The sequence below is a fragment of the Actinomadura sp. KC345 genome (assembly GCF_004348515.1).
GTDB lineage: Bacteria > Actinomycetota > Actinomycetes > Streptosporangiales > Streptosporangiaceae > Spirillospora.
Genome location: NZ_SMKH01000122.1, coordinates 1 through 21,246, shown reverse-complemented (window position 1 = coordinate 21,246; position 21,246 = coordinate 1). Strand labels below are relative to the sequence as shown.

Genomic DNA, 21,246 nt, shown 5'->3' with positions numbered 1-21,246 from the left:
GGCATGAGCGAAGCGATCCGGGGGGCGCGGGGGGTCGTCCCCCCGCAGGAGGCAGGCATGAGCAAGCTGAGCGCCGCGATCGTCGGGCCCGGCAACATCGGGACCGACCTGCTGGTCAAGCTGATGCGCAGTGAGCTGATCGACGTCCACTCGATGGTGGGGGTGGTTCCGGAGTCCGACGGCCTGAAGCGCGCCCGCGAGCTGGGCGTCCCGGCGTCGGCGGAGGGCGTGGACTGGCTGGTGTCCCAGCCGACACTGCCCGACATCGTGTTCGAGGCCACGTCCGCGAAGGCGCACCTGGCCAACGCCCCGCGCTACGAGGAGGCGGGGATCACGGCGGTCGACCTCACGCCCGCCGCGACCGGGCCGCTGGTGTGCCCGCCGGTGAACCTGGAGACGCTGTCGGACGCCCCGAACCTCAACATGATCACGTGCGGGGGGCAGGCGACGATCCCGATCGTGCACGCGGTCTCCTCGGTGGTCCCGGTGCCGTACGCGGAGATCGTCGCGTCGATCGCGTCCCGCTCGGCGGGTCCCGGCACCCGCGCCAACATCGACGAGTTCACCCAGACCACCGCCCGCGCCATCGAGAAGGTCGGCGGCGCCGGGCGCGGCAAGGCGATCATCATCCTGAACCCGGTGGACCCGCCGATGATCATGCGGGACACGGTGTTCTGCGCGATCCCGTCCGACGCCGACACCAAGGCGATCTCCGAGTCGATCGAGAAGATGGTCGCCGAGGTCGGCACCTACGTGCCCGGGTACACGCTGCGCGCGGAGCCGCAGTTCGACGAGCCCCGCGACATCTGGAACGGGATGGCTCGCGTCGCGGTGTTCCTGGAGGTCCGCGGCAACGGCGACTACCTGCCGCCCTGGGCCGGCAACCTCGACATCATGACCGCGGCCGCCGCCCGGGTCGGCGAGCAGCTCGCGCGCAGGAAGGCCACCGCATGAGTGACACCGCACAGAAGATCAGGATCACCGACTCGACGCTGCGCGACGGCAGCCACGCGATGGCGCACCGCTTCAGCGAGGAGCAGGTCCGCGGCGTCGTGCACGCCCTGGACGGCGCCGGTGTGGAGGTCATCGAGGTCACGCACGGCGACGGCCTCGGCGGCTCGTCGTTCAACTACGGCTTCTCGCTGGAGGACGACGTCAAGCTCGTCGCCGCCGCCGTGGACGAGGCGGCCCGCGCCAAGATCGCCATCCTGATGCTGCCGGGCGTCGGGACGGTCGAGGACCTGAAGCTGGCGCACGGCGCGGGCGCGTCCGTCGCCCGCATCGCGACGCACTGCACCGAGGCGGACGTGTCGCTCCAGCACTTCGCCGCCGCCCGCGGTCTCGGCATGGAGACCGTCGGGTTCCTGATGATGGCGCACCGGGTGCCGGCGGAGGAGCTGGCGAAGCAGGCCCGGATCATGGTGGACGGCGGCGCCCAGTGCGTCTACGTCGTCGACTCCGCGGGCGCCCTCGTCCTCGGGGAGGCGCAGGAGCGGATCAGCGCCGTGGTCAAGGAGATCGGGCGGGAGGCGCAGGTCGGCTTCCACGGACACCAGAACCTGTCGCTGGGCGTCGCGAACTCGGTGCTGGCGCAGCAGAACGGCGCCCTGCAGATCGACGGGGCGCTGTGCGCGCTGGGCGCGGGGGCGGGCAACTCCCCCACCGAGGTGCTGGTCCCGACGTTCGAGCGGCTCGGCGTCCCGACCGGGGTGGACGTGCAGGGGGTGATGGCAGCCGCCGACGACGTGGTGAAGCCGTTCCTGCACCGGCTGCCGTTCGCCGACCGGGGCGCGATCACGCAGGGGTACGCGGGCGTGTACTCCAGCTTCCTGCTGCACGCCGAGCGCGCCGCCGAGCGCTACGAGGTCCCGGCGCACGAGATCCTGCAGAAGGTCGGCGAGGCCGGGTACGTCGGCGGCCAGGAGGACATGATCATCGACGTGGCGCTCCAGCTCCGCGCCGAGCGCGAGCGCGCGTCCTGAGCGCGGCACGGGAGCCCGCCCGTCCGGGCGGGCTCCCGTGATCTTTGCACGATGCAGGCGCTGGGATAGCTTGGCGTGATGACCCACGAGGACCATCGCGCGTCGACTCCTCGCGGGCGGGCGCGCCGCGACCAGCTCGTCCGGATCGGTCTCGATCTGCTCGCCGAGGGCGGCTGGCCCGCGATCACGGCCAGGGCCGTCGCGGACCGCGCCCGGACCCGGCCGGGCCTCCTCCACCACTACTTCAACGGGTTGCCCGGGCTGCACGTCGCCGTCGCGCAGCGGGCCACCGAAATGATCATCGAGCCGGTGGTGGACGCGCTGCTCGCGGCGCCGGACACCCCGGCCGCGGTGCGCGCGGTGCGCGATCTCGTCCCGGACATGGTCGCCGGGGAACGCAACCTCAGACTGGCCGCGGAACTGCTGGTCAGGGCCTTGCGCGATCCGCGGATGGGCGCCGAGCGGCGGGACTGGTCGCGGTCCCTGCGCGGCCGGATCGCGGCGCGGCTGGAAGAGCTGTGCCCGGACTGGCCGGCCGAGCGCCGCGAGGGCACCGCCATCCTGTTCACCGCCATCCTGGACGGCCTGCTGCTCCAGCTGATCCTCGACCCCGACCTGCCGACGGACCCGGCGCTGGACGCGACCGCCGCCCTGGTGGCGAAACCGTGATCGTTTTATGCGGGACGGGGGTACGGCGGGGCCCCCGGCCGCTAGCCTGAAACCCCTACAAATTGGCTCATTTTGACGGTCAGGAGCACGCGGTGGGCGCAGCGGACGTCTCGGACGAGATCCCCCACGAAATTCCCACGTCCGCCCGCGTGTACGGGTGGGCCCTGGGCAGCAAGGACAACTACGAGGTCGACCGGCGGTTCGCGCTGCAGAGCCTTCCGCACTTCCCCGAGTTCGTCGATCTCGTCCGGGAGAACCGGCGGTTCCTGTACCGGGCCGTCCGGTACCTGGCCGCCGAGGCGGGGATCAGGCAGTTCCTCGACATGGGCTGCGGGCTCCCGACCGACGACAACGTCCACCAGGTCGCGCAGAAGTTCGCGCCCGACGCCCGCGTCGTCTACGTCGACATCGACCCCATCGTGCTCGCGCACGCCCGCGCGCTGCTGGCCGGCGACGGCTCCACCGTCGTGATCACGGCCGACATGCGCGATCAGGCGGGCGTCCTGGAGCACGAGGAGGTCAAGCGCCTCATCGACTTCGACGAGCCCGTCGCCGTGCTGTTCCTGTCCATCGGCCACCACCTGCTCGACAGCGACGACCCGGCCGGCGTCCTGCACCACGTCATCGACCGCGCCGCCCCCGGCAGCCACCTGGCCTTCACCCAGGTCGTCTGCGACGATCCCGAGCGCCGCGCCGAGGTGGACGCCACCGCGAACGGCGCGGGCATGCCGTGGCGGGGCCGCAGCCGCGCGGAGGTCGACGCGCTCTTCCGGAGCGACCTGGTACCCGTCGAGCCGGGGCTCACCGACATCGTCGACTGGCGCCCCGACCCCGGCCAGCCGCCGCTCGCGCCCGTACCGGAGGAGCTGTCCGCGTTCGCCGGGGCCTCGAAGATGGGGCGCGACCTCACCGAGTACGGCGGCATCCTCCGCAGGCCGTAGCGCCGGTCCGCGGCGCCGATCCGAGCGCCGGGCCGCCGTCAGTCACGGGACCTCCGGCCCGGGACGATCGCCACCGGGCAGGAGGCCCGGCGGAGCATCTGCGCGCTGGTCGCGCCGAGCGTATCGGGGCCGGTGCCGAGCGGATCGGGGCCGGCCCCCCGGTCGCCGAGCACGAGGAGCCCGGCGTCCCGCGCCGCGTCCGCCAGGGCCTCGCCCGGCCGTTCCAGCAGCAGCGACACCGTCATGCCGATCTCCGGGTGGCGCTCCCGCCACGGCGCGACGCTCTCCTCCAGCTCGGCCGCCCGTGTCTTCTCCAGCAGTTCCCTGTCGTTGAACAGGGCCAGTTCCGACTCGCTCACCGCCCCCGGCTCCCAGCATCCGTGGACCACGTGCAGGTCCCAGCCGCGCAGGGCCGCCTCCTCGAACGCGAAGCCGAGCACCGGGTCGCAACCGGACGTCCCGTCGGTCCCCGCGGCGACCAGACGGGGCCGCCTCCGCCCGTCCGGCACGACGATCAGCGGCCGTTCCGCCCGCGCCGGCAGGCCCGCCGCGGTCACGCCGGTGCCTGGCCGCACGTCCGGGCCGATCACGAGCAGCTCCGCGGAGGCGGACGCGCGCAGCAGCGCCTCGTCGACCGGTCCCCGCATCAGGCGCCGGCGCACCGTCCCGGGCGCCCCCAGTTCCCGCGCGCGGCGGACGCCCCGCGTCAGCAGGTTGTCCCCCGCGCGCTTCATGATCGTCTCAGCGTCCGGGTCCTCGTGGTCGCGCGCGTAGGGCCAGTGCCAGCAGTGGCAGACCACCAGGTCGAGGTCGCGCAGCCGGGCCTCCTCGACCGCCCAGCGCAACGCGGCGTCGTTCCCCTGCGTGCCGTCATAGCCGAACAGGACGTGCGGCCGTCGAATCCTTTCCACGCTGTTCATGTTCCTGCCCTCCTACCACCCAGTCTGCGCGCATACCGCGCGCCGGAGAAGGGCGGCCGGAGGCCCGAGGGCCCCACGACATGATCGGTGGACGCCCGCGTCAGCCGTCCCGCGGCGCCGCGGCGCGGCGGCGCAGTTCGGCGCGCCTGACCTTGGCCGAGGCCGTCAGCGGCAGTTCGCCGACGACGGTCCACCGCCGGGGCACCTTGAACGGGGTGAGGCGTTCGCGGCAGTACGCGGTGACCGCGTCCGGGTCGAAGTCCGCGCCGGGCTCGGGGACGACGAAGGCGACCACCAGCTCGCCCCACCGGGCGTCCGGGACGCCGACCACCGCCGCCCGCGCCACGCCGGGATGGCCGGTGACGACCTCCTCGACCTCCTCCGGCGCGACGTTCTCTCCCCCGGTCTTGATCATGTCAGTGAGGCGGCCGGCGATGCGCAGCCTGCCGCGGGCGTCCATCACGGCCAGGTCGCCGGTGTGCAGCCAGCCGTCGGCGTCGATCGCGCGGGCGGTCGCCTCCGGGTCGCCGTAGTAGCCTTGGGTCAGCCGCGCGCCGCGCAGCAGGAGCTCCCCGGACCGGCCGACCGGGACCACCTCTCCGGCGGCGTCCACCACCCGGACGCCGGTCCCCTCGACGGGGGTCCCGACCGTGGTGCGGCGCACCTCGGTCCCGTCGGCCAGCGGCGCGGTCTGCAGGGCGCAGCCGCACGTCTCCGTCATGCCGAACGTGACCGACAGCGGCGCGCCGAAGCGCGCCTCGATCGTGCCGACCATCGACGGGGTCAGGGTCATGCCGCCGGTGAACACGACCCGCAGGTCGCGCATGCCGGTGGCGGGGAAGTCCGGGTGGTCCATCAGCAGGTGCAGCAGCGTCGGCGCGGCGGACAGCAGCGTCGCCCGCCGCGCGTCCACGGCCTCCAGCACCGCGGCGGGCTCGAACCGCATCACGACGTGCTCGGCGCGCTGCCACAGCGCCCCCATCACGCCGAGGACGTTGCCCGCGGTGTGGAACAGCGGCATGGGGTCGACCCACACGCCGCCTGGGGGCAGGCCGATGCGCCGGTTGAACGCGTGGGAGGTGTGCACCATGCCGCGATGGTGGATCCGCACTCCCTTGGGGCGGCCGCTCGTCCCGGAGGTGAACAGGATCTGGGCCAGGGAGTCCGGGTCGACGTACGGGAGGGCCGGGGCCGGGCCCTCCGCACGCGGCGGCCGCCAGTCCCCGTCCAGGCGCACCACCTCACCGAGCCGCGGCAGCCGGGACGCGGCCTCGCCGGCCGGGCCCGCGGCCTCGTCGCGGACGTACAGGCTCGCGGCCCCCGACAGGCCGAGCGCATGCGCCAGCTCGTCCGGCCGGGACCTCGGGTTGACCGGCACCAGCACCATGCCGGCCAGCGCCACGCCGAACTGCAGCAGGACCGCTTCGGGGCCGTTCGGCAGGTACGTGGCGACGCGCGTGCCGGGCGGGTGGAGGCGCAGCAGCGACGCCGCCACGGCGGTCGCGTCGGCCAGCAGCTCCGCCGCCGTCCAGACCGCGGGCGCCGGCCCGCCCGCGCCCGCCGGGGCGACGCCGGTCAGGACCGGGTCGTCCGGCCCGAGCCGGGCGGCCCGGCGGAGCACGTCGCCGACCACCGCCTCATCGAGCGGCGGGCTCGGCGGGCCCTGCGTCTCCGAACGCTGGAACGTCCCCGGCACGGCACCGATCCGCTCACTCGAACTTGTAGCTGACGGCGCTCGGGCCCTCGACCGTGCCGACCACCTTCAGGCCTCCCGGTGCCTCCGGGTCCGCCTTGGAGACGAACACCTTGCGTGTGGGCGGCTGGCCAACCTCGGTGAAGTTCAGCGTCCCCGCGAACAGCCCCTGGGTGTCCAGGTCCGACGTCTTGCGCATTGCCTCGACCACGCCCTCGGGCGTGAGGTCACCGGCCTTGCACGCCGCCTCCAGCGCCGCCGCGAGCAGTTCGGCCTGCCCGTAGGCGAGCGGGACCTCCCAGCCCTTGGTCCCGTCCGGCGCGTTCTTCTCGAACATCTCGGTGGCCTTCTTCACCCCGGCGCCCTCCCCGCTGTAGGGGGCGACCGTGGTCACGGTGTAGAAGTTCTTGAGCAGGCCCTCCCTGGCCGGGGTGTTCAGCAGCGCGGGGTTGAACGTGGGGGTGTTCCCGATGAGGGGGACGTTCACCCCGTTGGAGGCGAGCACGCTGGCCAGCGAGGACAGCTGCGACGGGGAGGCGCCCAGGATCACGCCCTTGGCGTCCGCCCGCTCCAGCGCCGTCGCCTGGGCGGACATGTCGGAGTCCTGCGGGGTGATCTTGATCGGGTGGACCTTCAGCCCGCGCTCCTTGGCGGCGTGCCTGGCACCGGCGAGCGAGTCGCCGCCGAAGTCGCCCTCGAAGTAGACGTGCCCGATCGTGCTGCCCTCGGGGACCTTCAGCGTGTCCACCAGGTAGTCGACGGCGTTGGCGGCCTCGATGCTGTAGGTGGTGCCGGGGATCTGCGCCACCCGGTGCTCCAGGGCGACGCTGGGCCAGCCCATGCCGCCGACGTAGAGGTCGTCCTTCTCGGCGAGGGGGAGGATGGCCGCGACGACCGGCGAGCCGAGCACCTGCTGGAGCGCCACGATGTCCGGCGACATGCTCCGGTACAGCGACACGGCACGCTGCGGATTGTAGCCGTGGTCGCGCACGTCGACCGTGATCTTGCGGCCGCAGATGCCGCCCTGCGCGCTCTTGGCCGCCCAGTAGGCCTTCTTCTCCTGGACCTGGACTGCGGCGCCGGCCTTGAACGGCCCGGACAGGTCGGTGAGCACACCGATCCTCATCTCCGACTCGGTGACGCCGTTGCCGGTGCGGACCCCCGTACCGCCTTCTCCCTCGCCGGCGTTGGGGTCGGTGGTACTGCATGCCGCGAGCGCCGCCAGGCACAGCGCCGCCGCGGCGAGGGGACGGATCGTCATGGGTGGTCTCCTTCAGGCTGGAACGTTCGGCGGAACCTGCGGATCGGGCCTGTCCTTGCGGGGGGACGACTCCCCGGAACGGCCAGGGTCGCCCGTCCGCCCGGCCCGGGTCCCCCCGTGGCGCAGGGCCCCCGCGAGCCCGCCGCGCAGGAGGATCAGGACGGCGACGATCGCGACGCCGTAGACGAACCGGCTCAGCGTGGCGGCGTCGAGACCACCGGAGCCGGGTGCGGACAGGAAGGGGAGCTGCGCGCTGTACTGGACGAGCAGCAGCGGCAGCACGGAGACGAACACCGCCCCCGCGGAGGCGCCCGCGATCGAGCCGGCCCCGCCCAGCACGATCATGACCAGGTAGTCGATGGACACCGTCAGCGCGAACGAGTCCGGCGCGATCCGGCCGAACGCCAGCGCCGTCAGCGCGCCGGCGACCCCCGCGTAGACGGAGGAGACGGTGAACGCGGTGGCCTTGACCCTGGCGACCTGGATGCCGACGGACGCCGCGGCGGTCTCCCCGTCGCGGACGCCGGCCATCGCGCGGCCCGCCCGTCCGGCCTTGATGCCACGGCCGAAGACGGCGGCCAGCAGGGCGACGGCGAGGAACAGGTACCAGAGGCGGTGCAGCTCCCCGAACGGCGTCCCGAGCACCGCGAGGTACTCCGGGTTCTCGTCGCTGAAGCTGAAGCCGGGCACCGCGAACGCCTCGACGGTGCGGCCGTTGTATCCGCCGGTGACGTCCTCGGCGTTGAGCCAGACGTGCCGGCCGAGGAACACGAGCCCGAGTGAGGCGAGCCCGAGGTAGATGCCGCGCAGCCGCCCGGCGATCGGGCTGAACGCGGCGCCCGCCGCGCCCGACACCACGGCGGCGGCGATGAGGGCGAGCACCGGCGGCAGCCCGAAGCCGGACATCTCGTCCTCCCGCTCGCCCGCGAGCAGGGTGTAGGTGTAGGCGCCGACGCCGAGGAAGAACGCGTTGCCGAGCGAGAGCTGGCCCGCGACGCCGACCAGCAGGGTGAGGCCGATCGCCCCGACCACGGCGGCCATCGCGAACAGCCCGGCCTGGAGCCAGAAGTCGGTGAGCCACAGCGGCCCGGCGACCGCGAGGGCGAGCAGCGCGGCGCCGGCGGCGCGGGGCGGCGTCACGGCCCGGAGGCGGGCGGGCGAGGGCGCGGGCGGCCGGTCAGACACGGATGGCCTCCTTCTGGCCGAACAGCCCGTGCGGGCGCAGCAGCAGGACCAGGACCATCACCGCGTAGGGCACGACCTCGCCGAAGCCGCTGCCGAGGAAGTGCAGGCCGGACTCGTAGCCCACGGCGAGCGCCTGCGCGACCCCGACGACGAGACCGCCGACGACGGCTCCGGGCACCGAGTCGAACCCGCCCAGCACCCAGGCGGGGATGGCGGCGAAGGCGACGACGGACACGCCGGGCTCGACGCCTGGCGTCGGGTAGGAGGTGAGGAACACCCCGGCCACGGCCGCCAGCCCGCCGGCCAGGCCCCACCCGATCGCGCTGGTGCGGCCGAGCCGGATGCCCATCAGCGAGGCGGTGTCGGGGTCGGACGCGGCCGCGCGCATCGCGATCCCCCAGTCGGTGCGGGCCGCGAGTACCCCGAGCACGGCGAACAGCACCAGCGCCGTCCCGGCGGCGGCCGCCCGCGAGGCCGGGAGGCTCACCCCGGCGACCGTGACCACCGAGGCGCCCCACGGGGCCCCGATGTTGAGGACGTCGTTGCCGATCTGCCTGGTCAGCTCGGTGAGCAGCAGGATGTCCACGCCGATGGTCAGGATCGCGAACACGCCCGGGTCGTGCTCGGCGACGTGCCGCACCAGCAGCGTGTTGACCAGTGCCGCGACCAGGGCCGCGCCCAGCACCCCGACCGCGAGCGCGCCCCAGAACTCGATCTCCGAATGGAGCCGCGCGACGAGGTAGGCGCCGAGCAGCAGCACCGATCCGTGCGCGAAGTTCAGCACGCCGGTGGACTTGAACACGACCACGAAGCCGACCGCGATCAGCCCGAGCACCAGTCCGAGCGACACGCCGTTGACCAGCTGGGTCAGCAGGTAGCTCATGCCGCGGGCCTTCCTTTCCGCACGCCGCCCCCGTCCCTCATGCGGCCTCCGTCCCTCATGCGGCCTCCGACCCGAGGTAGGCCCGGAGGACCGCGGGATCGCGCTGGACCTCGGCGGGCGTGCCGTCGGCGATGAGGCGGCCGAAGTCCAGGACGGTGACGCGCTGGGCGAGGCCCATCACGAACGGCATGTCGTGCTCGACGAGCAGGATCGAGATCCCGAGCTCCCGCTGGACGGCCGTGATCGTCTCGGCCATCCGGGCGGACTCCTCGTGGTTCATCCCGGCGACGGGCTCGTCCAGGAGCAGCAGGGTCGGCTCGGCGCACAGCGCGCGCCCCAGCTCGACCCGCTTGCGGTCGCCGTAGGAGAGCGTGTGCACGGACCGGCCGAGCAGGCCGGTGAGGCCCAGCAGCTCGGCGACCCGGCCCGCCTGGGCCCGGTGCTCGCGGTCCTCCCGGCGGGCGCGCGGCAGGCCGAGCGCGCCGCCGACCACACCGGACCGCATCAGGCGGTGCCGTCCGGTGAGCAGGTTGTCGGCGACCGTGGCGTCGAGGGAGAGCGAGATGTTCTGGAACGTCCGGGCGACGCCCAGGCCCGCGATCTGGTCCGCCCGCAGCCCGGTGAGGACCCGGTCGCCGTAGCGGACGGTCCCGGCGGCGACCTTGTACGCCCCGCCGAGGACGTTGATGCACGTCGACTTGCCGGCCCCGTTCGGGCCGATGAGCGCATGCACGGTGCCGGGCGCGATCTCGAAGGAGACGTCGGCGAGCGCGGTGACGCCCCCGAACCGGACGGTCGCGCCGTCCACGCGCAGCGCCTCGGCGCGCACGGCGCGGTCACCGGCGCCCGCGTGCACGGCGGCGGCCAGGTCCGTCAGCCCGCCGGCCCGCGTGCCCGCCCCTCCGGTCCCGGAGCCGGTGTCAGGGTCGGCGCCGGTGGTGGCGCCGGTGGACGCCGCCGTGCCGCCGAGATAGCGGCTGCGGATCTCGTCGGTCCCGGCCAGTTCCTCCGCCGGTCCGGACGCGGCCACCTGCCCGACCTCCAGCACGTAGGCGTCGTCCGCGACCCGCAGCCCCATGACGGCGTTCTGCTCGATCAGGAGCACCGCCGTGCCCTGCCGGTTGATCTCCGCGATGATCTCGCCTATCTGCGCGACCAGCTGCGGCGCGAGGCCGAGCGACGGCTCGTCCAGCAGGAGCAGCCGGGGCCGGCTCATCAGCCCGCGGCCGATGGCGAGCATCTGCTGCTGGCCCCCGGACAGCAGCCCGGCCCGCTGCCCGCGCCGGCCGGCCAGGTCGGGGAACAGCTCGAAGACCCGCGCGAGCGCCTCGCGCCTGCTCCGTCCCGGCGTGCCGAACCCGCCGGCCCGCAGGTTCTCCTCCACCGTGAGGTCGCGGAACACCCGCCTGCCCTCGGGTACCTGCGCCACGCCCGCCCGCACGATCTCCGCGGCCGGCAGCCCGCCGATGTCGCGGCCGTCGAAGCGGACCGTCCCCGCGGTGATCGCGCCGCCGGCCGGGCCGAGCGCTCCGGACACGGCGCGCAGCAGGGTCGTCTTGCCGGCGCCGTTCCCGCCCAGCACGGCGACCACGCCGCCGCGCGGGACCCGCAGCGACACCCCGCGCAGGGCGCGCACCGCACCGTTGTAGCCGACGTCGAGGCCGTCGACCGCGAGGAGCGGATCGCCGGAGGCGGTGGCGGTGTCCCGAGCTGGTCCGGATCTGGTGGGCATTGAGGCCTTCCCTCCACGCGGAGCAGTCGGGACGCTTACCTCGACAGCCCGGAACGCTAGACAATGTAGTGTCGCGCGTCAAGGGTTGTTTGTATATTAATGTGATTGAGGTCACCCGTCCCGCGCCCGATCGAGAGCGCCGGTTCACCGGAAATGCTTGGGGAGGCCGCCCCGCGTTCCTAGACTCGGCTCCCATGATCAGAAACGTCGGGATATCTCTCCTGCTGGGAGCAAGCCTGCTCATGGGCGGTGCCGCCGCCGTCCCCGCCTATGCCGCCCCGGCAGGGGAGCTGGCGGACGATCTGGACGCGATCCTCAAGGACGAGCGTCTCCAGGGCGCGACCGTGGACGTGGTCGTCCGGGACGCCGAGACCGGCGGCGTCCTCTACGACCGCAACGGCGACGGGAGGGTCACGCCCGCCTCGAACAACAAGCTCCAGACCTCGGCGGCGGCGTTCGGCATCCTGGGGCCCGGCTACCGGTTCCGGACGGCGGTGGGCGTCAAGGGCGGCGACCTCTACCTCAAGGGAACCGGCGACACGACGATGCGGGCCGCCGAGTACGACCGGCTCGCCGCCGCCGTCGCCGCCAAGGGCATCACCCGGATCAAGGGCGATCTCGTCGCCGACGACACATGGTTCGACGCCAAGCGGACCCCGGCCGACTGGGACCCCACGGATCTCCAGTACGCCTACGCCGGGCAGACGTCCGCGCTCACGATCTCCCCCAACGACGACTTCGACGCCGGCTCGATCGAGATCTCCCTCGCCCCCGGCGCCCGCGAGGGAGCGCCGGTCCGGGTCGGGCTCACCCCCGAGACCGACGTGGTGAAGATCGACAACAAGGCGGTCACCGGAGCACCCGGATCGGCGTCCACCCTTGAGGCGAACCGGGCCAACGGCTCCAACACGATCGTCATCACCGGCTCCCACCCCGCCGGCGGGGAGCCCACCAGCGTCCTGCGGACGGTCGAGGGGCCGACGCTGTACGCGGCGGACGTCTTCCGCAAGGCGCTGAAGGCGCACGGCGTCCAGGTGGCCGGCGCGACCGAGCGCGGCAGGACGCCGCGGGGCGTCAAGAAGATCGCCACCCGCACCTCGATGCCGCTGTCGAAGCTCGCCACGCCCTACCTGAAGCTGAGCAACAACGTCATGGCCGAGACCCTGGTCAAGTCCATCGGCCGCAAGGTGCGGGGCAAGGGCACCTGGGAGGCCGGGCTGCCCGCGATCACCGCCCACCTCGGTCGGCTCGGCGTCGACACCTCGCAGGTGACCCTGACGGACGGCTCGGGCCTGTCGCGGGGCAACTTCACGACGGCCACCCAGCTCACCACGCTGCTGAGGAACGTCCGCGAGCGGCCCTGGTTCTCCACCTGGTACAACGCGCTCCCCATCGCCGGGCGGCCCGACCCGATGGTCGGCGGGACGCTCGCGGAGCGGATGCGCGACACCGCCGCCGCCGGGAACGTCCACGCCAAGACCGGCACGATGACCGGCGTCACGGGGCTGTCCGGGTACGTGAAGGACCCCGACGGCCGCACGCTGGTCTTCTCCAGCGTCTTCAACGGCTACGCCGGCGGCGCGCCGAAGGACATCGAGGACAAGATCGCCGTGCGGCTCGCCACGGGCGACGATGACGACGCGCGGACCACGCTCCGCCGCAAGGCCCCGGTGAACGGCGGCGACCTCGAACCCACCTGGCTCGACGGCGTCCGTCCGTAGACCGGGCTCAGGTGCTCCGGACCGCGTCGCGGTACGGATCCAGGCGGGATCGCCCATCGGTGGCCTGGAGGAGTTCCTCCAGGCCACCGATGGGAACGTCAGTCGTCCGGCGAGGTTCGCAGGTTCGGCGGGACGATCTCCTCGTACTTCGGGACGCGCTCGACGAGGCCCGTGGTGCGGTGGAACTCGATGGCCGTGTCGAACGAGGCCCGGGTGAAGCCGATCTCCTCGGGGACCTCCGTGCGGATGATCGGGATCATCGCCGCGCGCGCCTTGGGGTCGGTGGTCTTGAGATAGGCGCCGAGCAGTCCGGGCAGCTGGTCCGGGTGCTCGTGGATGTCGCGCAACGCGCGGCCGATGGCGCGCTGGAACGCCGCGATCTCCTCGCGCTTCTTCTTCATGAGGCGCTCGGTGGTGAAGACGACGCCGTGTGCCGTGCGCTCGAATCCGGGGATGTCGCCCCGGGACGGGGAGAGGTAGAGCGACCCGGCGCCCGCGGCCTCGGCCTGCTGCGCGATCGGCTGGAAGAACGACAGCGCGTCGACCCGGCCGGTCTTCAACGCGCCGATCGCGGAGGTGGCCTTGGCGCCGAGGTTGACGAGCTCGACGTCGGTGTCGGAGCGCATCCCGACGCGGCGCAGCAGGTAGGTGACGAGCGCCTCGGTGCCGCTGCCGGGGCCGGTGATGCCGATCTTCTTGCCGCGCAGCGCGCGGATCCGCTGCTCCAGCGGCGCGGAGGCCGGCGGTCCGTCGAAGTCCCGGCCCACGATGATGTCGACGTAGTACCTGTCGACGAGGTTGGAGACGAGCCGCGTCTCGTCGTCGATGCGGGCGAGGTTGAGGGCGTCGGTCAGCACGCCCGCGCCGACGTCGACGCCGCCGGACTTCAGCGCGGCCGCGACCTTGGCCCCGGTGCCGAGGCGGGGGCGCTCCCCGAGCCTGACGCCCTCCTGCTCGAAGTAGTCCTTCTCCTCCGCGATGAACAGCGGGAGGAACGCGATCGAGTTGCTGATCTGGCCGACGTTCAGCACGCCGGGCGGGGTGGTGGACGTGCGCTCGGCGCACCCCGTCACGACGAGGACGAGGACGAGGACCGCCGCCGCGAGGCGCCTCATCGGCGCGCCTCCAGCGGCTTCCAGCGGCTCAGCCTGCGGTCGAGCAGGCCGACCAGCAGGTTCAGCACGGCGGCGATCACGCTCAGCACGACCAGCGTGGCGAACACCCCGGCCGTGTCGAACTGCGCGGCGGCGTCGTTGATGAGGTAGCCGAGGCCGCGGTTGGAGGCCACCAGCTCCCCGATCACCGCGCCGATCAGGGCGTACGGGATCGCGACCTTCAGGCCGGTGAGGACACCGGTCATCGCTCCCGGCAGCACGACCTTGAACGTGACGTGCAGCCGCCCGCCGCCCATCAGCCGGACGGCGTCGACCAGGCCGCGGTCGACCTCCCGGACTCCGGCGACGGTGTTGAGGAACACCAGGAAGAACACGGTCGCGGCGGCGAGCAGCACCTTCATGTTCATGCCGATGCCGAACCAGACGATGAACAGCGGCGCCAGCGCCACCTTCGGGATCGAGTAGAGCGCCATGATGAACGGGTCGAGGACCCGGTAGAGCAGCGTCGCCGACGCGAGCAGGAACCCCAGCAGCACCCCCGCCGCGGCGCCCAGCGCGAACCCGTAGACGATCTCCTGGATGGTGACCCAGGTGTTGGACCACAGGATGCCGTCCTCGTGCCACTGCACCAGGCGTTCCCAGATCTCGGTGGGCCTGCTGGTGAAGATGACGTCGAACCAGCGGTCGGCCCCCCACTGCCAGACGAGCAGCACCGCCGCCACCAGGACGACGCGGGCGGCCCACACACCGGCCGTGCCGCCGTACCGGCCCCCGAAGCCCCGCTCGATCGCGACGGTCTCGGGCGCGCCGGCCTCGGGTGCGCCGGCCTCCTCGCCCTTGCCGGCGGGCCGGGTCTCCGCGCTCATCGCGCCCCCTCTCTCAGTGCGCCGGTGAGCTCGCCGTGCAGGGCGACGAAGCGGGCGTCGACCCGCATCTCGTCGGGGTCGCGCGGGCGGGGCAGGTCGATCGCCTCGTCCAGCACCACACGGCCGAGGCGGCCGAGCACGACCACCCGGTCGCCGAGCAGGAGCGCCTCCTCGATGTCGTGCGTCACGAACACCACGGTCTGGCCGCTGCCCTGCCAGAGGCGCAGCAGCTCCTTCTGCAGATCGGAGCGCAGCTGGGCGTCCAGCGCGCCGAACGGCTCGTCCATCAGCAGGGTCTCGGGGTCGCCGACCAGCATCCGCGCGAGGCTGACCCGCCGCCGCATGCCGCCGGACAGCTCGCGCGGGTAGTGCCGTTCGAACCCGCGCAGCCCGACCCGTTCGATCAGCTCCCCGGCGCGCTCGCGGCGGCGGGCGGCGGGCACCTTGCGCACCTCCATCGGCATCTCGATGTTGCGCCGCACGTCCCGCCAGGGCATCAGCGTGTCGGACTGCGTCAGGTAGCCGACCTCGACGCGCGGCCGGGAGATCGGCCTGTCGCGGTAGAACAGCTCCCCGGACGTGGGCGGGACCAGGCCGGCGAGCAGGTTCAGGATCGTGGACTTCCCGCAGCCGCTCCGGCCGAGGACGCTGACGAAGCCGCCCTCGGCGACGTCCAGGCTGAAGTCGCGCAGCGCGACGATGCCCTTGTCGTCCTTCACGAACTGCTTGCTCAGGTTCCGCATCCTGAGGACGGGGGTCATGACCGGGCCTCCCCGGGTCGGACGGCGTCGGCGCCGGCGAGCCATCGGCTGTTGCGCACGGCCATGACCCGCACGTCGTCTTCGGTGAAGCCCTCGGCGAGCAGCCGGTCGGCCATGAGCGCCAGCCCGTCCTCGACGGGCGGGTTGAACGGCTGGCCGAGGTCGCTGGACAGGACGGAGTGCTCGGGGCCCACGGCCCGGATGTTGTCCACCCAGAGGTCCCAGGAGACCTTCCCTGTGTAGGGGGTCGTGAAGCAGCGCTCCATCAGGGCGCCCTTCGCCGCGAGTTCCCGCTGCCGTTCCGCCGCGACCCGCTGGGAGGTGAACTCTGGGTGGGTGACGACGATGCGGCGCACCCCCTCCGCGGCGGCCGTGTCCACGACGGTGCCGATCTCCGCTGTGCCGAGGTGACCGGTGGCGAGCGTCATGTCGTGCTTCGCGATCACGCGGAGCACCTGCCTGGTCGCGTCGGTGACGCGGCCGTCCTGGACGACGTCCACCGGATCGGCCGCCATGCCGTCCGCCCGCAGCTCCTCCTGCAGCCGCGCCCACATCGGCGGGCGCGCGCCCTCGGGGTCGCTCGCCGTGCAGGCGCGCTGGTTGGCGCTGTCGACGGTGGGCAGCCACACGAACCGGGCCCCGGCGCGTCCGGCCAGCTCGACCGCGACGGGGTTCATGCCGCCCACCGACCCGTTCAGCGTGATCGCCCCGACCGCGCCGAACCCGGGGACGGCGGCGCGCACCACGGCGGCGCGCTCCGCGGTCGGGAAGTAGTGCGACTTCAGCACGAAGCCGCCCAGCCCCGCCGCCGCGAACCTCGGCGCGAGCGCCAGGTCGTCGATGCGGCGCTCCATCACGTCCGGCGCCACGTGGATGTGCACGTCGTAGGCGCCGCGCACGAGGTCGCGCGCCCTTTCGGACGGCCTCGGATGTTCGGTCATCCCTGCACCTCGGATCGCATGTCGCCACCACTGATGCCGAAATTGTTAACAATTTCGGCGACACCCGTCAATAGACGGCGTCCATCGAACACGTGGGGATCGGTGACCGGCGTGGCGGAGAAGGGCCTCGCGTCAGGCCGGGGCTTGGAGGTCGCGGATGGCGGCGCAGGCTCGGGCGGCCATGGTCAGGAACATGGCGTCGCCGCGTTCGGTGGGGGCGCCGTAGGCGCAGCCCAGGACGGTGATGAGGGGGCCTTGCAGGAGGGCGAAGCGGTAGTCGTCCCAGCAGAGGTCAAGCGGGTAGCCGGTGACGCCGTGGCCGAGCAGCGCCTCGTGGTAGCGGGTGACGAGGTCGCGTTCGTGAGTGCGGCGGGCCTCGGTGGTGAGGCTGGTGGCCAGGAAGTACGACAGGTCGCGAGCGGGGAGACCGATGGTGAGGGTCTGCCAGTCGACCGTGGTCGCGCCGCTGCCGTCCGGTGGGAAGAGCAGGTTGTCCAGCCGGTAGTCGCCGTGGACGAGGCCGAAGCGGTCGGAACGGGCCACCAGCCAGGGGCCGATGGTCTCGGTGGTCCGGCGCAGGGTGTCCCGGTCGGCCGGGTCGAGGCGGTCTGCGAAGCGGTCGACGAAGGTTTCGACGGCGGGGGCGTAGACCTCGGCGAGCGTATCCGCGTCAGCCTCGGTGCTGTGGTGGAGGCCGTCGGCGTCCAGCAGGGACTCGTCGCACCAGCGGGGGCCGTGCAGGCCGGCCAGGGCGAGCACGCAGCCCCCGGCTTCCCGGATCGAGCAGCCGGTGAGCTGGTCGCCTTGGACCGCCGGGGAGAGGTCCTCCAGGAGGAGCACGAAGTCGAAGGTCTCCGGGTCGATGGCGGCGTGGTGGCAGCGCGGCGTGCGGATGGCGACGGTCTCGGCGACGTCCCGGTAGAAGAGCACCTCCGTGCGGTAGGCGCCGCCGAGGAGGGCGCGGGCGGCGGGGTCGGCGGCGGGGAGCTTGGCCACCAGCCCGCCGGGCACGCCGGCGCCGGTCAGGGTCAGCCTGAAGCACGAGCCGATCTGGCCGGTGCCGACGGCCTTCACGTCCACGGTGTCGACCCGGCCGCCGAGCACCTCGCCGAGCCAGGAGGCGGTCAGCCCCTCGGACCCGGAGACGGTCTTCACCGGCTCCGGCCCGGGTTGCGGGGAAGGTCGTCGAGGCCGTGCGGGCGGACGCGGCGGTAGGCGTCCAGGACGGGGGCCAGTTCGGCGGGGGTCGCGCCGTGCAGGATGACGCCGTCCGCCCCCGCCCCGAACTGGTCGAGGACGCGCGCCGCGCACCGGCCGGGGGTGCCGGTCGCGGACGCGGCGAGCCATTCGTCCGGGATCAGCCCGGCCACGTGGTTCAGGTCGCCGGTCGTCCCGATCGCGTCGAAGGCACCGGGGTAGCCCGTGACCAGGTCGTCGGCGCGGAAGCGGGCCAGGACGGCGGGGTCCCACCCGTTGACGCGCACCAGGAGGTCGCCGTACCCCTGCAGGTAGGTGGCCAGGCGGCCGACCAGCTTGCGGAGGCGGAGCTCCTCGTCCAGGTGGTCGCCGACCGTGGCCAGCACCGACCAGACGCGGACGGACTCCGGGTCGCGGCCGGCCTCGGCCGCTCCGCGGCGGACGGCCGCGACCGACCTGGCGAGGGTCTCGTCGGTGAAGAAGGTGTGCAGGACGACGCCGTCGGCGATCCGCCCGGCGAACTCCAGGGTCCGCTCCCCCATCGCGGTGAGGATCACCGGGATGTCCTCGTCGAAGGACGGATCCTGGCTGAGGAAGGGGAAGGTCCCGGCCGGGCCCTCGTGCCCGGCCACCGCTTCGCCGCGCCACAGGCGGCGCAGGATTCCGGTGACGTCCTCGAGCTGCGCGGTGGTGACACGGGGCAGGCCCATGACGTCGAAGAGCATGTCGAAGCCGCGTCCGAGGCCGAGCGCGAAGCGCCCGCCGGACAGCCGGTGCATCGTCGTGGCGAAGGTGGCGGTCAGCAGGGGGTGCCGGGTGTTGTGGTTGGTCGCGGCGGTGGCGATGCCGATCCGCTCGCCGGCCGCGGCCGCGGCGCCGGACAGCGTCGCGGCCTCCTTGGTCGTGAACCGTTCGGACAGGAAGACCGAGCCGAGCCCCAGGCGCTCCCCCTCGGCGACCTCGGCGAGCAGGTCGCGGGGTGTGGCCGAATGCCCGGCCAGTCCGTAGAAGCCCAGTTCGGGAAGGTCGTCCATGGGCGGTTCCTCGGGTCAGGGGGCGTCGGCCCGGCCGCGTCGCACTACGCGGACTTTAGTCTGGACAGTTGTCCAGATCAAGACGGTCGTCACAGATCAAGGCGGGCGGACGAGGCGGCGCCTCGTCCGGATGCGCGGGCGCAGGACAGGGCCAGCAGGGGCAGCAGGGTCATCAGGCCGAGTCCCGCGATCTGCACCGCGGCCGAGCCGATGACCAGCGCGAGGAGCACGGCGCACCATGCGACCGCGAGCCGGCTCCGCCGCCGCGACTTCTTGATCATTGCCCCAGAGTGCGGTGCCGGGCCCCGGCCGGCAACCCGATCGCCGGATGTCTCCGGGAAGCGCGGCGCCTAGCGGGACTCCATCCGGGCCGTCCGGCGATGGTCGCCGTGCCATGCGGCGGCGGTGATCCGCCACAGCACGTGCCGTTTCAGGCGGTGGCCGTCGTCGACGAGCGGATGGTCGAAGTCGCCGGCGGCGTCCCGGACCATGCCGATGCGCTCCATGACGGCCTGCGATCTCAGATTGGCCGTGCTGGTGAAGGAGACCACCTCGTCGAGGCGGGCGTCGTCGAACGCGAAGCGGAGAGCGCGGCGCGCGGCCTCGGCGGCGTATCCGTGGCCCCAGGCGGAGCGGGCGAGCCGCCAGCCGATCTCCACCGCGGGCGTGAACGGCGCGTCGAAACGCACGACCGCCAGGCCGGTGAATCCGATGAACCGGTTGGTGTCAGCGGTTTCCAGGGCCCAGAAGCCGAAGCCCTCCCCTTCGAAGCGGGCTTCGATCCCGTCGACCATGGCGTCGCTTTCCGCACGGGTCAGCGGGGCGGGGAAATGCGCCATGACCTCGGGGTCGGCGTTGAGTGCGGCGAAGGGCTCCCGGTCCCCCGCCTCCCAGCGACGCAGCACCAACCTGTCGGTTCGCAGAATTCGACGCACCGGCCGACTGTACAGAATCGTCCGGCGATTCAGGTCCGGCGCGGGGCCACCAGGCCGGACTCGTAGGCGAGGACCACGAGCTGGGCGCGGTCGCGGGCCCGGAGCTTCGTCATGGCCCGGTTGATGTGGGTCTTCGCCGTCACCGGGCTGATCACCATGCGCCCGGCGATCTGGTCGTTGGACAGGCCCCGCGCGGCGAGGGCGACGGCCTCGCGTTCGCGGTTGGTCAGCTCCTTCAGCTCCGTGCCGGCCTCCGTGCCGAGCGGCTGGGAGACGTACCGGTCGATCAGCTTCCTGGTGATCGACGGTGCGAGCAGCGCATCACCGCGGGCGGCGACGCGCACGGAGTGAAGCAGGTCTTCCGGCTCGATGTCCTTGACCAGGAATCCGGCCGCGCCGGCGCGCAGCGCGTTGAAGACGTACTCGTCGAAGCCGTAGTTGGTCAGGATGACGACGTGCACCCCGGCCAGGGCCGGGTCCGCGGCGATGCGCCGGGTGGTCTCTATGCCGTCCATGACCGGCATCTGGATGTCGATGAGCGCGATGTCGGGGAGGTGCTCGCCGATGAGCGCCAGGCCCTCCTGGCCGTCGGCGGCTTCGGCGACCACCTCGATGTCGTCCTCGGCGTCGAGCAGCGCCCGGAATCCCCCTCGGAGGAGCGACTGGTCGTCGCACAGCAGGACGCGGATCACGAGGGCCGGCCCACGGGGAACTCGGCCTGGACGCTGAAGCCGCCCTCGCTGCGCGGTTCCGCGCGCATGCGCCCACCGAGGGCCGTGACGCGTTCGCGCATTCCGAGGAGCCCCGCGCCGGGCACCGGCGCGGGGCCCGGCGCGGCCTTGCCGTCGTCGTCGACGCGTATGGCGAGGGCGTCCGGGCGGTAGTCGATCCGGATCGACGCCGTGTCCGCGGCGGCGTGGCGGGCGGTGTTGGTGAGCGCCTCCTGGACGATCCGGTAGGCGGTCCGGTCCACCGCGGCCGGCACGTGGTGCCGTCGCCCTTCGATCGTCAGCGTCGTGTTCAAGCCCGTCCCCCTGGCTCGTTCCACCAGGTCCGGGATGTGATCGAGCCCGTGCGACGGGGTCCCGGGGTCGTCGCGCAGGGTGTCCAGGGTCGCTCGCAGCTCGCGGTTCGCCTCCCGGCCGGCCTCCTGGATCGCCAGCAGGGCCTCCGGCACGTGCTCGCCGCGCTTGCGGGCCAGGTGGACGGCCACTCCGGCCTGCACCTTGATGATCGATATCTGGTGGGTGAGCGAATCGTGCAGCTCCCGCGCGATGTGCAGCCGTTCCTCGGTGGCACGCAGCCGGGCGGTCTCCTCCCGGGTGCGCTCGGCCTCGTCCGCCCGCCGCTCGGCCTGCCGCAGTGCCTCGCCCGCGGCCCCGGCGGCGATCAGCCAGGCCAGTTCGAGGA

The 21,246-nt window shown here is 73.1% G+C and carries 21 protein-coding genes; 5 read left to right on the top strand and 16 right to left on the bottom strand.

Annotated elements, in window-relative coordinates:
• Positions 1 to 57 precede the first annotated feature (57 nt).
• From E1281_RS20865 to E1281_RS20850, 4 genes are all read left to right on the top strand, one after another.
• Positions 58 to 954 carry an acetaldehyde dehydrogenase (acetylating) gene (locus E1281_RS20865; RefSeq protein WP_131880709.1) on the top strand — a complete coding sequence of 299 codons (897 nt, stop codon included), beginning with the start codon at positions 58 to 60 and terminating at the stop codon, positions 952 to 954.
• Positions 951 to 1,982 carry a 4-hydroxy-2-oxovalerate aldolase gene (gene dmpG, locus E1281_RS20860; RefSeq protein WP_131880707.1) on the top strand — a complete coding sequence of 344 codons (1,032 nt, stop codon included), beginning with the start codon at positions 951 to 953 and terminating at the stop codon, positions 1,980 to 1,982. Before E1281_RS20865 ends, dmpG begins: the two co-directional genes overlap by 4 nt.
• Positions 1,983 to 2,060: 78 nt before the next feature.
• Positions 2,061 to 2,651: a TetR family transcriptional regulator C-terminal domain-containing protein gene (locus E1281_RS20855; RefSeq protein WP_131880705.1), complete on the top strand. Its 591-nt coding sequence runs from the start codon at positions 2,061 to 2,063 to the stop codon at positions 2,649 to 2,651.
• A 92-nt stretch (positions 2,652 to 2,743) separates the two neighbouring features.
• Positions 2,744 to 3,592, top strand: a complete 849-nt coding sequence (locus tag E1281_RS20850; RefSeq protein WP_131880703.1) for an SAM-dependent methyltransferase — start codon at positions 2,744 to 2,746, stop codon at positions 3,590 to 3,592.
• A gap of 38 nt (positions 3,593 to 3,630) precedes the next feature.
• Here E1281_RS20850 and E1281_RS20845 read toward each other — a convergent pair whose 3' ends face one another.
• From E1281_RS20845 to E1281_RS42835, 6 genes are all read right to left on the bottom strand, one after another.
• Complete coding sequence (locus E1281_RS20845) at positions 3,631 to 4,512, bottom strand: universal stress protein (RefSeq protein ID WP_131880701.1); 882 nt, start codon at positions 4,510 to 4,512, stop codon at positions 3,631 to 3,633.
• A 100-nt stretch (positions 4,513 to 4,612) separates the two neighbouring features.
• A complete protein-coding gene (locus E1281_RS20840; protein WP_131880699.1) occupies positions 4,613 to 6,208 on the bottom strand; it encodes a class I adenylate-forming enzyme family protein in 1,596 nt (531 codons plus the stop codon).
• 13 nt (positions 6,209 to 6,221) lie between these two features.
• Positions 6,222 to 7,466 carry an ABC transporter substrate-binding protein gene (locus E1281_RS20835; protein WP_131880697.1) on the bottom strand — a complete coding sequence of 415 codons (1,245 nt, stop codon included), beginning with the start codon at positions 7,464 to 7,466 and terminating at the stop codon, positions 6,222 to 6,224.
• A 12-nt stretch (positions 7,467 to 7,478) separates the two neighbouring features.
• Positions 7,479 to 8,651, bottom strand: a complete 1,173-nt coding sequence (locus tag E1281_RS20830; protein ID WP_243717180.1) for a branched-chain amino acid ABC transporter permease — start codon at positions 8,649 to 8,651, stop codon at positions 7,479 to 7,481.
• Positions 8,644 to 9,534, bottom strand: coding sequence for a branched-chain amino acid ABC transporter permease (locus E1281_RS20825; protein ID WP_131880695.1), 891 nt, complete (start codon positions 9,532 to 9,534; stop codon positions 8,644 to 8,646). The genes E1281_RS20830 and E1281_RS20825 overlap by 8 nt, the downstream gene beginning before the upstream one ends.
• Before the next feature lie 55 nt (positions 9,535 to 9,589).
• A complete protein-coding gene (locus tag E1281_RS42835) occupies positions 9,590 to 11,266 on the bottom strand; it encodes an ATP-binding cassette domain-containing protein (RefSeq protein ID WP_131880693.1) in 1,677 nt (558 codons plus the stop codon).
• Positions 11,267 to 11,460: 194 nt separating this feature from the next.
• Between E1281_RS42835 and dacB the strand changes: the two genes are divergently transcribed.
• Positions 11,461 to 12,987, top strand: coding sequence for a D-alanyl-D-alanine carboxypeptidase/D-alanyl-D-alanine-endopeptidase (gene dacB, locus E1281_RS20815; RefSeq protein ID WP_131880691.1), 1,527 nt, complete (start codon positions 11,461 to 11,463; stop codon positions 12,985 to 12,987).
• A gap of 98 nt (positions 12,988 to 13,085) precedes the next feature.
• Here dacB and E1281_RS20810 read toward each other — a convergent pair whose 3' ends face one another.
• From E1281_RS20810 to E1281_RS20765, 10 genes are all read right to left on the bottom strand, one after another.
• Positions 13,086 to 14,102 (bottom strand): ABC transporter substrate-binding protein, encoded by a 1,017-nt coding sequence (locus E1281_RS20810; RefSeq protein WP_131880689.1) that lies wholly within the window; start codon positions 14,100 to 14,102, stop codon positions 13,086 to 13,088.
• Complete coding sequence (locus tag E1281_RS20805) at positions 14,099 to 14,968, bottom strand: ABC transporter permease (RefSeq protein ID WP_131880687.1); 870 nt, start codon at positions 14,966 to 14,968, stop codon at positions 14,099 to 14,101. The genes E1281_RS20810 and E1281_RS20805 overlap by 4 nt, the downstream gene beginning before the upstream one ends.
• Complete coding sequence (locus E1281_RS20800; protein WP_131880685.1) at positions 14,965 to 15,729, bottom strand: ABC transporter ATP-binding protein; 765 nt, start codon at positions 15,727 to 15,729, stop codon at positions 14,965 to 14,967. Before E1281_RS20800 ends, E1281_RS20805 begins: the two co-directional genes overlap by 4 nt.
• Positions 15,726 to 16,670, bottom strand: a complete 945-nt coding sequence (locus E1281_RS20795; protein WP_131880683.1) for a DUF6282 family protein — start codon at positions 16,668 to 16,670, stop codon at positions 15,726 to 15,728. The genes E1281_RS20800 and E1281_RS20795 overlap by 4 nt, the downstream gene beginning before the upstream one ends.
• 132 nt (positions 16,671 to 16,802) lie before the next feature.
• Positions 16,803 to 17,825, bottom strand: a complete 1,023-nt coding sequence (locus tag E1281_RS20790; RefSeq protein ID WP_207943394.1) for an oxidoreductase family protein — start codon at positions 17,823 to 17,825, stop codon at positions 16,803 to 16,805.
• Positions 17,822 to 18,901, bottom strand: a complete 1,080-nt coding sequence (locus E1281_RS41320) for a TIGR03857 family LLM class F420-dependent oxidoreductase (RefSeq protein WP_131880679.1) — start codon at positions 18,899 to 18,901, stop codon at positions 17,822 to 17,824. The genes E1281_RS20790 and E1281_RS41320 overlap by 4 nt, the downstream gene beginning before the upstream one ends.
• Positions 18,902 to 18,990: 89 nt before the next feature.
• A complete protein-coding gene (locus E1281_RS20780; RefSeq protein ID WP_131880677.1) occupies positions 18,991 to 19,182 on the bottom strand; it encodes a hypothetical protein in 192 nt (63 codons plus the stop codon).
• A gap of 69 nt (positions 19,183 to 19,251) precedes the next feature.
• Positions 19,252 to 19,836: a GNAT family N-acetyltransferase gene (locus E1281_RS20775; RefSeq protein WP_243717178.1), complete on the bottom strand. Its 585-nt coding sequence runs from the start codon at positions 19,834 to 19,836 to the stop codon at positions 19,252 to 19,254.
• 29 nt (positions 19,837 to 19,865) lie between these two features.
• On the bottom strand, positions 19,866 to 20,528 hold the full coding sequence (locus E1281_RS20770; protein WP_131880675.1) for a response regulator transcription factor: 663 nt from the start codon (positions 20,526 to 20,528) through the stop codon (positions 19,866 to 19,868).
• The coding region (locus E1281_RS20765; protein WP_243717176.1) for a histidine kinase at positions 20,525 to 21,246 on the bottom strand (722 nt) is incomplete at its 5' end. The genes E1281_RS20765 and E1281_RS20770, both read right to left, overlap by 4 nt.

What these genes read in the sequence shown, in the direction of transcription:
- E1281_RS20865 (WP_131880709.1), top strand. Translation starts at nt 58, where the DNA reads ATGAGCAAGCTGAGCGCCGCGATCGTCGGGCCCGGCAACATCGGGACC.
- dmpG (WP_131880707.1), top strand. Translation starts at nt 951, where the DNA reads ATGAGTGACACCGCACAGAAGATCAGGATCACCGACTCGACGCTGCGC.
- E1281_RS20855 (WP_131880705.1), top strand. Translation starts at nt 2,061, where the DNA reads ATGACCCACGAGGACCATCGCGCGTCGACTCCTCGCGGGCGGGCGCGC.
- E1281_RS20845 (WP_131880701.1), bottom strand. Translation starts at nt 4,512, where the DNA reads ATGAACAGCGTGGAAAGGATTCGACGGCCGCACGTCCTGTTCGGCTAT.
- E1281_RS20835 (WP_131880697.1), bottom strand. Translation starts at nt 7,466, where the DNA reads ATGACGATCCGTCCCCTCGCCGCGGCGGCGCTGTGCCTGGCGGCGCTC.
- E1281_RS20825 (WP_131880695.1), bottom strand. Translation starts at nt 9,534, where the DNA reads ATGAGCTACCTGCTGACCCAGCTGGTCAACGGCGTGTCGCTCGGACTG.
- E1281_RS42835 (WP_131880693.1), bottom strand. Translation starts at nt 11,266, where the DNA reads ATGCCCACCAGATCCGGACCAGCTCGGGACACCGCCACCGCCTCCGGC.
- dacB (WP_131880691.1), top strand. Translation starts at nt 11,461, where the DNA reads ATGATCAGAAACGTCGGGATATCTCTCCTGCTGGGAGCAAGCCTGCTC.
- E1281_RS20810 (WP_131880689.1), bottom strand. Translation starts at nt 14,102, where the DNA reads ATGAGGCGCCTCGCGGCGGCGGTCCTCGTCCTCGTCCTCGTCGTGACG.
- E1281_RS20805 (WP_131880687.1), bottom strand. Translation starts at nt 14,968, where the DNA reads ATGAGCGCGGAGACCCGGCCCGCCGGCAAGGGCGAGGAGGCCGGCGCA.
- E1281_RS20800 (WP_131880685.1), bottom strand. Translation starts at nt 15,729, where the DNA reads ATGACCCCCGTCCTCAGGATGCGGAACCTGAGCAAGCAGTTCGTGAAG.
- E1281_RS20795 (WP_131880683.1), bottom strand. Translation starts at nt 16,670, where the DNA reads ATGACCGAACATCCGAGGCCGTCCGAAAGGGCGCGCGACCTCGTGCGC.
- E1281_RS41320 (WP_131880679.1), bottom strand. Translation starts at nt 18,901, where the DNA reads ATGGACGACCTTCCCGAACTGGGCTTCTACGGACTGGCCGGGCATTCG.
- E1281_RS20780 (WP_131880677.1), bottom strand. Translation starts at nt 19,182, where the DNA reads ATGATCAAGAAGTCGCGGCGGCGGAGCCGGCTCGCGGTCGCATGGTGC.